Origin of the sequence: Cypionkella sp. (genome assembly GCF_034376685.1) — a bacterium.
In the GTDB taxonomy this organism is placed as follows: domain Bacteria; phylum Pseudomonadota; class Alphaproteobacteria; order Rhodobacterales; family Rhodobacteraceae; genus Cypionkella.
In genome coordinates this window covers 23,127-35,890 of sequence record NZ_JAXMJJ010000011.1, presented here as the reverse complement: position 1 = coordinate 35,890, position 12,764 = coordinate 23,127, and the positions used below count along the sequence as shown (strand labels likewise).

General features: G+C 61.2%; 11 protein-coding genes. 3 read left to right on the top strand and 8 right to left on the bottom strand.

Going from position 1 to position 12,764, the window contains the following annotated elements; genetic code table 11:
• Positions 1-82: 82 nt before the first annotated feature.
• The 3 genes from U1A24_RS02985 (at position 83) to U1A24_RS02975 (ending at position 2,378) form a co-directional block, all read left to right on the top strand.
• Positions 83-766: an IS6 family transposase gene (locus U1A24_RS02985; RefSeq protein WP_322320503.1), complete on the top strand. Its 684-nt coding sequence runs from the start codon at positions 83-85 to the stop codon at positions 764-766.
• Between the two features lie 350 nt (positions 767-1,116).
• Positions 1,117-1,623 carry an RNA polymerase sigma factor gene (locus U1A24_RS02980; protein ID WP_322320502.1) on the top strand — a complete coding sequence of 169 codons (507 nt, stop codon included), beginning with the start codon at positions 1,117-1,119 and terminating at the stop codon, positions 1,621-1,623.
• Positions 1,620-2,378: an anti-sigma factor family protein gene (locus U1A24_RS02975; RefSeq protein ID WP_322320501.1), complete on the top strand. Its 759-nt coding sequence runs from the start codon at positions 1,620-1,622 to the stop codon at positions 2,376-2,378. Before U1A24_RS02980 ends, U1A24_RS02975 begins: the two co-directional genes overlap by 4 nt.
• Positions 2,379-2,763: 385 nt before the next feature.
• Here the strand turns inward: U1A24_RS02975 and U1A24_RS02970 are convergent, their stop codons facing one another.
• The 8 genes from U1A24_RS02970 to U1A24_RS02935 all read right to left on the bottom strand — a co-directional run bounded on the left by U1A24_RS02970 (position 2,764) and on the right by U1A24_RS02935 (position 12,693).
• A complete protein-coding gene (locus U1A24_RS02970) occupies positions 2,764-2,958 on the bottom strand; it encodes a hypothetical protein (protein WP_322320500.1) in 195 nt (64 codons plus the stop codon).
• Positions 2,959-3,220: 262 nt separating this feature from the next.
• Positions 3,221-3,928: a DUF6065 family protein gene (locus tag U1A24_RS02965; protein WP_322320499.1), complete on the bottom strand. Its 708-nt coding sequence runs from the start codon at positions 3,926-3,928 to the stop codon at positions 3,221-3,223.
• Between the two features lie 115 nt (positions 3,929-4,043).
• On the bottom strand, positions 4,044-5,042 hold the full coding sequence (locus U1A24_RS02960) for a calcium-binding protein (RefSeq protein WP_322320498.1): 999 nt from the start codon (positions 5,040-5,042) through the stop codon (positions 4,044-4,046).
• A 78-nt stretch (positions 5,043-5,120) separates the two neighbouring features.
• A complete protein-coding gene (locus U1A24_RS02955; RefSeq protein ID WP_322320497.1) occupies positions 5,121-6,557 on the bottom strand; it encodes a S8 family serine peptidase in 1,437 nt (478 codons plus the stop codon).
• 580 nt (positions 6,558-7,137) lie between these two features.
• The gene (locus U1A24_RS02950; protein WP_322320496.1) at positions 7,138-8,484 is read right to left on the bottom strand and encodes a sigma-54 dependent transcriptional regulator; all 1,347 of its coding nucleotides are present in this window, start codon (positions 8,482-8,484) and stop codon (positions 7,138-7,140) included.
• Positions 8,481-10,265: a sensor histidine kinase gene (locus U1A24_RS02945; RefSeq protein WP_322320495.1), complete on the bottom strand. Its 1,785-nt coding sequence runs from the start codon at positions 10,263-10,265 to the stop codon at positions 8,481-8,483. The genes U1A24_RS02950 and U1A24_RS02945 overlap by 4 nt, the downstream gene beginning before the upstream one ends.
• A complete protein-coding gene (locus U1A24_RS02940; RefSeq protein WP_322320494.1) occupies positions 10,241-10,627 on the bottom strand; it encodes a DUF1850 domain-containing protein in 387 nt (128 codons plus the stop codon). Before U1A24_RS02940 ends, U1A24_RS02945 begins: the two co-directional genes overlap by 25 nt.
• Positions 10,624-12,693, bottom strand: coding sequence for a TRAP transporter permease (locus U1A24_RS02935; RefSeq protein WP_416173450.1), 2,070 nt, complete (start codon positions 12,691-12,693; stop codon positions 10,624-10,626). Before U1A24_RS02935 ends, U1A24_RS02940 begins: the two co-directional genes overlap by 4 nt.
• Between the last annotated feature and the right edge of the window lie 71 nt (positions 12,694-12,764).

Sequence of the window (12,764 nt, the reverse complement as noted above, 5' to 3'; positions counted from 1 at the left end):
CAACCTTTTGGTCGCCTTCGCGATTGCGGATATTCCCGTGTTCTCAAAAAGTTGCGGGAGATAGCTGGCAAGGGGTTTTGTGGTGATCGATTTCAAGGGGGCGCAGTTTCCGAAGCCGGTGATCTTGTATGTGGTCTTCTTCTACCTTCGCTACGCAGTCTCCTACCGCGACCTTGAAGAGATCATGGCTGAGCGCGGAGTTCGTGTTGACCACGCGACCTTGAACCGTTGGGTCGTGAAGTATGCCCCGCTGATTGGAGCCGAGGCTCAGGCGCGCAAACGGCCGACAGCCAGTTCCTGGCGGATGGACGAGACTTACATCAAGGTCAAAGGCCGGTGGACTTACCTCTATCGCGCCGTCGATCGTCATGGGAAAACCCTTGATTTCACGCTGTCCGTGCGCCGTGATCTGGCTGCTGCGCGGCGGTTCTTCAAGCGGGTGATAAGCACAAATGGCGTGCCCGACAGGGTCGTCATCGACAAAAGCGGAGCCAACTTGGCCGGCCTGCAGGCGGTGAATGTCAGCCTCAAATTCACCGCCAAGTGCAAGACGGTTGAGATCCTACAGGTCAAGTACCTGAACAACATTCTCGAGCAGGACCACCGCTTCATCAAGCGGATCACCGCCCCAATGATGGGCTTCAAATCTGTCCATTCGGCCGCCGCAACCCTCGCCGGGATCGAGGCTGCCCACATGATCCGCAAAGGTCAGTTCGACGACCCCGGCATGACCGTCTTTCAGCAGTTTGCAGCGCTCGCAGCATAATCAAGTCCAAAGATTGGCCTTTTCCGGGCATCCCGAGGCTTTGCGACACCACCTGGTGGGGTCATACGAACAGGGAGTGAACTATGGTTGCCCACAAAAAGCCCCCTCCGGAACTGGCCGCCCAAGTGTCCGGTCAGCTTCGCAGCCTACAAAAGATACCCGGTTCAACGGTGCATCTGTGTGGCACAGCACTGTGCGTAAAGCCTTGATGGTGTTAGCTGTGGCGCTGTCGCCTGAATAACTGCTCGACATGATCCCGGATTAACCACGGTGCGATGGTGCAATCTTTGCGACGGAATAGATTCGACGTTGGTGCGTTGTTCTTGCATGAAACATCAAGGGGGAACTCCGTGACAGATGTATTCCGGCGCGATTTGGTCACCTTGGTTCCAAAACTCAGGCGTTTTGCCCGCAGTCTTGTCGGCAATGCCCAAGATGCCGACGATCTGGTGCAGGCGGCCTGCGAAAAGGCGCTGCGAAACGTTGATCAGTTTCGAATGGGTACCCGGATGGACAGTTGGATGTATCGTATCGTGCAGAATCTCTGGCTGGACGACAAGCGCCGTGACCGGACGCGGGGCACGACGATCGACCATGAGGATGCCTATCTCAGCGACGAGGGCAAAGCTGCACAATTGCCTGAGGACCGCATGATGCTCGCGCAGGTCCGCACCGCTATGGCAACGCTGCCCGTAGGCCAGCGCGAAGTGCTGGCCCTGATCGCGATCGAGGGGCTTAGCTATAGGGAAACCGCCGAGGTCCTGGACCTTCCGGTCGGCACAGTGATGAGCCGCCTATCGCGCGCGCGCGAGGCGCTATTACCTAAACTTGGCCTCAGCGAAGGACGCCGCCAATGAACCGATCTACAATACTGCACAAAGACCGCCTCGCCGCCTTTGTGGATGGCGAAATGTCGCCCGAAGATGCGGCAGCGGTGGTCATGCATCTGGCTGACAACCCGCAGGACCAGGCCTATGTTGATGACCTGATGGCGACCAATTCTGCTTTGGCACAGGCGTTTTCAGCTCCGCTCTTTGAACCAGTACCTGCTCATCTGCATGACCTGATTCTTGGCAGCGTGGCTGAGGACAAGGTGGTGCGCTTTCGCCCGAAATCTGCCCCGCGCGGAGGTGTTTTCCTGATCGGCGGGCTTGCCACCGGGGCCGCATTGGCGGCCAGTCTTGTGCTGGCGGTGTTTCTGCCGGCGATAGATGCCAACAAACTGGCCCTCGGTCCGCTGACCACTGACAGTCCCTTGCATCAGGTGCTGGCGTCGCTTCCATCAGGCACCGTTCAGACCATGGCGAATGGTGCAGAGGTGATGATCCTGTCTTCGCTGCCCACGACCAACGGTTTTTGCCGCGAGGTCGAGGTTATTCACGCCGAGGCCCAGTTGCTGGAGGCCGCGCTGGCCTGCTCCGAAGGCGCGGCTTGGACGATTGAGGTGATTATCACGGAGGGGCTTGCCGATGCCACGCAAGCCGAAGGTTTCGCGACTGCGAGTGGCGCTGAAGCGCAGAGCTTTACGCCCTTCCTGGACCGCATCGGTGCGGGCACGTTCCTGAGCAGCGAAGAAGAGAGCAACGCCATTGCGCGCCGCTGGACCAAATAGTTTCATCCTTCTTCCGCCTCACATACGCCGCCCGACACTCGGGCGGCGTATTCCTTGTGCCATAGGCCGGTTGCAAAAATTGCGATCTGATCCGCCAGTGTTTTGGATAAAGTGACCCTTACACGGAATAGATCTCGGCCTGCTGCGTTGTTTTGGTACGGCAATCCGGCCAAGGCCGCAGATCAAAGGAAAAGACCATGAAATTCTTCAAGTCTCTGATGACCGCCACTGTTCTTGTGGGCACCGCGCTGAACCCCATCCTTGCGCATGCGGGCGCGTTCCAATTCACCAAGCCGTTTCAGCCCGCTGGTATGGCCGCCGACCATGTGGAGCAGGTCGACTTCAAGGTGAAAAAGAAGGCCGGGAAGGCCAAGAAGGGCAAGCGCTACGGCGGCGGGAACTCCAACTCGAATTCCAACTCCAGTTCCAATTCGTCCAGCAACAGCTCGTCGAACTCCAACTCTAACAGCTCTTCGAACTCGTCGAGCAATTCCAACTCGAACTCCTCGTCCAACAGCTCGTCGAATTCGTCCTCGAACAGCTCTTCCAACAGCTCGAACAACTCGTCGGATAACGACAACGACGATTGATACGCGCCACAGCGCAACGCTAAAGTCGGCCCCCTTTTGGGGGCCGGTTCTTGTTTGGGGCCGTTCCGACCAACCCGTCTCGCCGCTATCCTTGGCTGGTCCAGGCGAGATATGCGGTCCGATCGACGACAGGTGCTGGCCCCTCATGGCAGGAAGGTCGCCCCCCCTGTGAAAACGAGCCCTGCACAGCAAAGCGCCGACCCTATTTTGAGGGTCGGCGCTTTGGACATGTGCCACGTGCGCGACGCCGGGTCAGCGCTTGGCGCGCGCCGTCGTGCGATACCAACCTTCGGACGCTTGGGTGTTGCGCAGCACCTTGATCCGCGTTGCGGCCTCCTCGGGCGTTTCGGCGCGGATGGAGGCCTCGATCTCGGCACTGTCGCGGCGAAAGGGAATGACTTGCACCAGCGGCGAGCCTTTTTCGATCACATGCATCCCGTCCTCGCCGGTAGCGAAGAACGGGAAGTGGATGGGAGAGCGATAGGTGTCTGTATCGACGATGCCCGACACCACCTCGAACACACCATTCGGGCGGTTCAGCGGAGACACGAACAGGCAACTCCATCCCGCAGGTGTGGCGATGGTCCAGAAGTTGTGAAACTTGCAGGGCGGACGTGCCCCAAAGGGATTGCCCTTGACCTGATGGCTGCCGTGATTGGACACCAATGTGCGGTCAAACTCCCATCCGGCATCAACTTGCGTGCCGTTCTCGCTGATCTCCAGACGCACGGTGGCGGGCAGAGTGATGATCCAGCCCGTCGTCATCGCATCTAGAAACGGCATGCAACGCTTGACGGTCAGGCCGGTGTTGCTCAGACCGCTCACGCTTTCATCGGTGGCAGGAAGCTTGCGGAACCAGTCGGGCAGATAGGCTTTGGCGGGCACCGGGGGAGCGATCACGCCAAGGTCTGCAGGTTCGCAGGTGAAGGTGATTTGGGGTTTGGAGCGCAGGCGCAGCATAGTAGGTCTCCGTATAAAGGGCGCGGGGCCGGTTCAGGCTAGCACGGCAAGGGCGGACGAATGCAAAGAGGGGCGCAACCTGTTGGATGCGCCCCGCTTCACTGCGCCACATGTCTTAAAGAAAGTCGAAGTTGTTCGGATCATAGCCAAAGTCGAAGGCGTTCCCCAGATCGAAGGGCTGCGTCACCCCGGCAAGCGTCATGGTCCGCGCGCCCCAAGCGATGGTGGTCGCGGTCGCGCCGACGGTCACGGTGATGTCGGCCAGATCAAGGCCCCACGCACCATTAAATGCAATCTGATCGCCTTCGCTTGCGTTGAAATCCAGCGCACGGTCACCGTTTCCGAATACAAAGGTATCCCCTCCCGCGCCGCCAGTCAGTTGGTCAAGCCCTGTACCGCCATCCAGCACCTCGTTGCCTGCATCGCCAAACAGTCGGTCAGCCCCTCCACCGCCGAGCATCCGATCATCGCCATTCCCGCCGCGCAGAATGTCATTGCCCGTGCCCGCATTCATGCGGTCGTTGCCGTCACCGCCTAAGACAGTGTCATTGCCCCCGAGAGCCAAAATCGAGTCGTTGCCTGCGCGCCCTTCCATCCGGTTTGCGGCGGCGGTGCCCAACAAATCGTTGTCCTGCGCATCGCCAATAAACCGGGGTACAGGCGGTGTAACGGTGCCATTATCCGGGCTGAAGTCGCCCGTGTTGCGGAAAACTGGCTCCGTGCCGCCAATCAGGGTCACATCCGTGACAACGATTTTTGCCAGTTGCAGTCCGGCATAGGCGCCGCCAATTCCGGCAGCAGGTGATTCCGAGATGTAGAAGAAATCTCCGCCATTTTTTGTTTGATCTGGGTCCACGTCCAACGGATTGGCTTTGGACACGCCGAACGTGGTAACCTGGCCTGTCGCAGTTGTTATGGTCAAGCCGGTTATTGCACCGGCGCCAGCAATCAGTTGCCCGGTGACGGGGTCAAAAGCAGCAGGCGCGAAAGTGATCCGCACCACATCGGTGGCCGAAAACCAGACACGGCCAATTTCCACCGCCGTTGTGCCGGTGTTGGCGTCGAACTGAAGGGCTTCGCCGATCTGGTTGCCGCGCAGAGTGAGAGTGGTCATGGCATTCTCCTTTCCTGATCTTGCCCCAGCGGCCAATCCGCTTTTGGGTCACATCAGGACAACGCGGCCACTCAGGTGTTATTCCACTGGGACAGCAAAAATCTTGGGCGCGCAAAGAGAGGCTGCTGACAGAAGCCCCGCGCCAAACACCTCGTCCGGTCCCGGCGCACCGATGTCGCGCACCAGCGCCCGCATTTGCGCTGTCAACGCCTCTGGTGTGGCAGTAGGGTCGCGCGAAGCAAGCACCGCTGCCACTGCGGTGGCAAAGGGCACCGCGAAAGATGTGCCTGACTTGGGCTTGACGCCGCTGATCGAAGTGGCACTCCACACCTCCACCCCAGGCGCGGCCAGGTCGATATGTGCGCCGCGCTGCGCCCGACGGTAAACCTGTCCCCTCTGATCGACCGCAGTTACTGCCAACACCGAGGGATAGCCCGCCGGATAGGCCACCGCGGCTTTTGGTCCGCCATTGCCAACGGCCGCCAGCACCACCGCACCGCCCGGTTCAGCAAGCCGCGCGAGCGCTGCCTCCAGCGTCGCGTTCGGCGGCCCGGCGAGCGACATGTTGATCACCTTGACGCCCCGCACGACCAAAAGGTCCAGCGCTTTGACCAATGACACGACCGAGGCACGCTCATCGCCGCCATTGCGACCAAAGACATCGACAACCAGTACCTTCGCCTCGGGGATCAGCCCCGGCACGCGGTCGGTGTCTTGCCCCACTATCAGCGCCGCCACCGCGGTGCCATGCACTGCTTTCGAGGCGTCAACTTCCTCGTCCACCAGCCGAAGCACTTCGATATCTGCCCCCAACAGGTTTTCGTGGGCTGCATTCACGCCGGTGTCGATCACCCCGACTGGCACAGTGACCCGGCATTGCGGGGATTGATTGCGTTCGGCGGGCCAGCCAATCAGGTCCAGCGCCGCACAATTCAGATGGGCACAAGGCATTGAGGGGGCCAACGCCACTGGCGTGATCGCGGAGCCGAAGGCAGGGGCGGTGGGCTCTTCCTCAGTGCGGTAATAATGGTTGAAATCCCCTGTCGTCCCGGTCCGCTGAGCACGCACCCGATCACGGGCCTGTTCTAGCGTGAGCCCTCTGGGAACTCGCAGTCGGTGAAGAACCACTGCGACTTCGACCAACTCGACCAACTCAATCACCGCGAAGCCTTCGGTCTGCAACTGCGCAAGGTCGGACTCGCTGAGATTGGTGACGACAATCTCACCCTGCGCAAAGTCAGGCGCGGGAGCGACTTCAACCCGTGGCGTTCGGCGAGGAGTGGCCGATTTGCCGGGCTTCACGCGGATGGTACGCTTTCCGGGCGATCTGTCGTTGTCGCGCCCGTCATCACGATCGCCATCGTCCCTGTCATCACCATCGTCATCGCCCCCATCGTCATCGCCGCCATCATCATCCTGCGCAAAGGCTATTCCGACGCCAGACCAAGCGGAAAAGCCGAACTGCGGTTGGACGAAAACAATCGCCAAAACGGCCGACCAAAGGGCTGCATTCATCGATTTCCGTTTCGGGCTTCGCGACATACCGACCACCGCCAATCTCTTTCGGGTTTCTGATTGATCATTTCCGCGCGGAACGCGCTCAACAGGAACAACGCACCATTCCAGAGTAAATTCCATGCCTTTAGCATGATTTCAGGCAGCACTTGTCCGATAAGGTCAATTATGCAGACTCGGGTTACCTCAGGTCTGGCAGCTTTGCCATTTCGGCATAAGCGCCGGTTTTCACGGGCATTTTCGCCGGTTCCCACCGATTCTCAGATATTCCCGCCTCTCTGCAAGTTCTGGTGTCACCTCACAGTAGCCACGACTCTCAATCTGAGAGATTGCATCGCGCTTGAGTTCGTCTTCAAACTTGGTGCCAGACATTTCATCCTCCTGTCCAAAATTGCCAAGCAACGCCTCTTCTGGTGCAAGGACAATTTACTCAGGATCCTATCTTCGCGTCCATAAAACTCACAGCAGGCCGCATTCGCGCGAACCAAGGGTTAAGCCACTTTGTCGACGCAGCTGAGCTGCCTGAGCACCAGGACCACCGCACCATTTCGGGCAACAAAGTCGGCGGTGCCGCCATCCATCAAGTCTGCAACTTTAACCCATAGCGTCGGATCTTGTCGGCCAGTGTGCGCCGGGGCATCTGCAGGATTTCTGCGGCTTTGATGGCGTTTCCGCGGCATTTGTCCAGGACTGCCGCAATCTCGCGCGCTTCGAAGCCCGCGACACGTTCTGCAAGGGACCCGGTCGATTGCGTGGTGGTATCCATGCTTTGAGGGGTAAGAGGCGTGCTCAGGCCAAGCGCATGAGCTTCGGCTGCATTGCGCAATTCACGCACGTTTCCGGGCCAGGGTCGACGCATCAGATCGCGGCGCAGCGCGAAGCTGATTTCGGGGGGGGGACGGGCGTTGCGCCGGGCGCTGGCGCTGGCGAAATGGCTGTAGAGCAGGACGATGTCGTTTCCGGTTTGGCGCAGCTGCGGCGTGGTTATTTCGGCACCGGCAAGGCGGTAGTACAAGTCGGCCCGAAATCCGCCCAATTGCGTCGCCAGCCGCAGATCGGTTTTGCTGATGGTAATCAGCCGCAAGTCCAACGGGCGAATTTCCACATCCCCCAGCCGCTGCACCATACGTTCACCTAGCACGCGCAACAGCTTCGCCTGCATGGCCAGCGGCAGGCTTTCGATTTCATCCAGCACCAGTGTGCCGCCAGAAGTCGCCTCGATCCGACCGGCACGCGCGGCACCGGCGCCGGGAAAGGCGCCTTCCGCGTGGCCGAACATCTCTATCTCGAACAACGCTTCCGGCAGGGCGGCGCAGTTGACGACGTGGAACGGGCCCGCGCTGCGGTTGCTGGTCTGATGCAAAGCATGGGCGACCAATTCTTTGCCCGTTCCGGTATCACCGATGATCACCACATCGACGGGCAAGGGTGCCAGCAGGGCGATGCGGGCGCGCAGAGCGTTTAGTGCGGATGACTCGCCCAGCAACAGCGGAGTATCGTCCTTGCCCAGCAATGCCTGAAGCCGCGCGAGTTCGGCCCGCGTGGCGCGTGCCTGCAAGATGCGGGCCAGAACCATCAACAGGTGCTGGCTGTCGTAGGGCTTTTCCAGAAAGTCCTCGGCCCCGGCTTGAATGGCGCGCACGGCATGAGTTACGTCGCCATGCCCGGTGATCATGAGAATTGGTAGATCCCACCCCTTGGCGCGCACCGCCTGCAACAGCGCAATGCCATCCATACCGGGCATGCGAAGATCGGTGACAAGGGCATCGGGCAGTGCCGACTGGCAGGCCAAAAGCGCTGTCGCCCCATCAGAGAACCCTTTGAAACGGTACCCTGCCGCTCCGGCGAGATCGCACAGCGCGGCGAGATGATCGGCATCGTCATCGACGATGAACAGGCATGCGGGGATCGGCGTGGGGCCGGTCATTCGGCGGCCTGTTGCGCGGGCAGGTTGGCACGGGCAACAAGGGGAAGGCTGACCCGCACTTCAGTGCCGCCACCGGGGGCCGCAGCAAGAGCAAGCTCGCCTCCGAATTCACCCAGAATTGTGCGGCTGATCGACAGGCCCAGACCCAGACTTTCGCCGGTCGATTTGGTGGTGAAGAAGGGTTCGGTCACGCGCGACAGGTCTTCAGAGGCAATGCCCGAGCCGTTGTCGGTGACGGTCAGGCATGCCATTCTGGACATCTGCGTTGCGCGCAAAGTAATCTGGGGATTGGGTCGGTTTTCAACGGCGTCGAGCGCATTCAGCAGCAAGTTGACCAGCACCTGCTCCATCCGCACCGGGCCGGCCATGATCGTCAACGGCAGGGGCGGCGGTACGAAAATCGGTGTCACACCAACGGCGCGGGCGCGAGGCGTCACCAGCTCCAGCGCGCTGATGATCACCGGGGTCAGATCGACCAGCACGCGGTCACCGGGTTCTTTGCGGCCAAAGCTTTTCAGATGCTTGGTGGTGCGCTGCATCCGCCGGATCAGCCCGCGCACGGTGTCCAGACGCGGGGCGGTGGTGGTGTCGGTCTTCGGCAAAGTCAGCTCAGCTGCGGCCAGCGTCGCCTCCATCGCGGCAAGTGGCTGGCTGATTTCATGCACGATGGCGGTCGACATACGCCCAAGGGCGGCCATTTTTTCGGAGTGGATCAGGCCTTGCTGTGCGGCACGCAGGTCGATCTCGGCCTGACGCCTTGCGTCAATTTCGCGGGCCAACGCAGCGGTACGTTCGGTGACGCGCGCCTCCAGCACCTCGTTCTGACGCAGGCGCAGGGTGGTCAGTTGGCGGCGCTGGTGCAGCACCATGGCGCTGGCCATAAGCACCAGCGCCACCAGGGCTGCACCCATGGCCCAACCTGTTGCACTGGCCAAGGCCGGGGCAGTGGGTGCGGCAGCCAGAAGGTGCCAACCAGATTGATCCAGCACGATCAGCCTTGGGTGCAGCGGTCCGAAGGCGAAAGCTGAGGCGGCCAATTCGCCTGAGGCGAGCAAGGGCGCGGTGCGCGTCAAGTCAATGCCATCGTAGGTGCGCTGTTGGGCCAACCGGGCCAGCGTGTCAGCAGACAAAGGCCGCAAAGCGCGGTAGGACCAATCGGGACGGCCAGACAGGAACACCACGCCGTCGGCATCGGCCAAAGCCATAGCAAGACCCGCCTCGCGCCATGTGTCTTGCAAGGGTCGCAGATCGACCTTCACCACCATCACGCCGTCTACTCTCCCCGCGCTGATGCGGGTGGCAAGGAAGTAGCCGGGCAGACCCGTGGTCACACCGATGGCGTAAAACTGTCCCCGCCCGGTTGCCATGGCATCGCGGAAATACGGACGAAAGCCGTAATCCTGCCCGACAAAACTGCCCAAGGTCGCCCAGTTCGAGGCCGCAATCGTCACGCCAGTCGCATCAAGCAAATATAGCTCGGACGCGCCGGAGTGATCGACGACACGTTTCAGATAGCGACTTGCGGCTTCATGCGCGGATGGGTCCGTCAAGGCGGCGGCGATGCGGGCATCTTCGCCCGCCACATCTGGCAGAGACCGAAACCGGCTGATTTCGGTTTCCACCGCACGGCCCGTCAGTACAAGTTGCTGATCAAGTCTCGCCTGCAGCCCGGAAAGGGCAAGGCTCCACGCCAGAACAAAGGCTACGGCCGCAGCCGCACAAGCCGCAATCAGCAAAAGCCAACTGCGCCGCCCGCTCAAGGCCCGGATCCTTTGCGCCATTCCTCCTCCGTGCAGGGGCGCAGCACAACCGTCGCCCCCGTCTCGGGTATATCATGGCAGATTTCACCGCTGCACAAGTGCCAGCCAGCCCCGGTTGCCCCCGACGTGGCAAGGCTCAGGTTGGGCAGTGGGTCAAGATCGGGCGCCCAAACCCACCAGCCACCCTGCAAATGCGCGCCTTCGCCCGGTTCCATGCCCGCGCCAGATCCCTTGACGGCGGCTTCGGTCAGATGCAGGCCATCGGCTGTGACCTGCCAGCTTTCGCGCCAGCGGGTCTTTTCGACCGAATGCTGCCAGTCCAGCGTAAAGCTGCGGTCGGACAGGGCCAGCAGGCTGGCCCCGACCATCAGGCATATGCTCACGCTGCGGCCTTTGCGCCGCGCCAGAGGCTTGCGGCAAACAGCACCAACAGCACAGCGCCGATCGCATCTGTCATCGGCACTGACGCGACCATCGCGGCCGCGGCGGCCAGCGCCAGCGCGCGTTGCCACAGCGCCAGCGGACGGCCCAGCCAGCCAATCACCGTGGCACCCCAAAGCCCGATCGCCAGCACAGCCTTGCCCACGGTATAGATCACGGCAGGTATAAAGCCGATGCTTTCGGTCAACGCGCCGCCCGGTTGCAGCATGATCTCGGGCGCATAGACCGCCATGAACGGGATCACAAAACCAGCCGCCGCGATCTTGACGGCCTGAAGGCTGATCTTCAGCGCGTTTTCGCGGGCAATCGGCGCGGCGGCAAAGCAGGCCAGCGCCACGGGTGGGGTCAGATCGGCCAGAATCCCGAAGTAAAACACGAACATATGTGACACGATCAGCGGCACGCCCAAGGCCAGAAGCGCAGGACCGGCGATAGACGAGGTGATGATGTAATTCGGTATGGTGGGGATGCCCATGCCCAGCACAAGGCAGGTCACCATGGTCAGCACCAGCGACAGGATCATGCTTTTCTCGCCCACGCCGACGATGAACTGGCCAAAGGTATTGGCCGCCCCGGTCAGCGTCATCGTCCCGATCACGATACCCACCAAGGCGCAGGCAATGCCGACCGGCAGCGCGGTTTTCGCGCCATCAGCCAGCGCATCGCGGCAGATCAGCAGGGTTTCGCGCCCGCCTTTGGCAAAGGCGTTCCACGCGACAAGGCCGGCGACGGCGGCCAGCACGATGCCAATGCCGAACTGGAAGAACGCAGCGGCAACCAGCCCAAGACCGATCCAGAAAATCATCCGAACCGCGCCATCGGGCAAGCCAAGCGCCACCGAGGTGCCCAGAATCAACAGCACCGTCAAGGCCAGCCCGACAGTACCGGCGAACAGGGGGGTATAGCCGGAAAACAACAGCCAGACCAACACGCCCAGCGGCAGCAGAAGGTGCCAGCCTTCGCGCAACGCGCGGCGCGGCGACGGAAGCGCGTCCTTGGTCAAGCCCGACAAGCCCAGCCGCCCAGCCTCAAGATGCACCATCCAGAAGGCGGCCGCGAAATACAGCATCGCGGGGATCAGGGCGGCCTTGACGATCTCGATATAGTCGACGCCCAGCGTCTCGGCCATGATGAAAGCGACTGCCCCCATCACCGGCGGCATCAATTGCCCCCCCATGCTGGCTGTGGCCTCGACGCCGCCAGCAAACGCCGATTTATAGCCAAAGCGCTTCATCAGCGGGATGGTGAACTGCCCCGTGGTCACCACATTGGCCACGCCCGAGCCCGAAATCGTGCCCATCAGCGCCGAGGACAGCACGGCAACTTTGGCTGGCCCGCCCTGCTTGTGCCCGACCAGACCCATTGAGACATCGGTGAACAGCTTGATCATGCCCGCCTTTTCCAGAAAGGCTCCGAACAGGATGAAAAGGAAGATATAGCTCGACGACACATAGGTCGGAATGCCGTAGATGCCTTCGGTGCCATAGGCCATGTGGTCGATCACCTGGCTCAGGTCATAGCCGCGATGGTTCAGCGGGCTTGGCAGATATTCACCAAACAGTGCGTAAGCCAGAAACAGCCCGGCGATGATCGGCAGGGCGGGGCCCATCGTCACCCATGTTGCCGCAAAGACCAGCACAAGTGCGACAATGCCCACCCCGATGTCGCGCGGTAATGGATCGCCCGCGCGGGTCAGCAGCGGCACGAACTCCCACCACTGATAGAAGGCGACCAGCACACCAAGGCCGCCCATCGCCCAGAACATGCCCCGGACGCTTGCAAGTTTGCCCCGGATCAGCGCCAGCAGCGGAAAGCCAAGCGCCATCAGAAAGCCAACATGCACCGCCCGCACGATCTGGCTGGGCAGGTCCAGAAGATGCGCCGCCGTGGCGATCTGAAACACCGAAAACGCCACGGCGATCCAGAACAGTGCACGGCCTTCAGGGCCTGCAGGGAAGCTTTGCGCCAAGGGATCGTGCAACCCCAGATCGGGCGAACCCGCTGGCATGTCGTGATGTGTGCTGTCGTGCGAAGTCATGTGCCACTGCTCCCAAAGTCGGTATGAAAAAGGGCGGCACC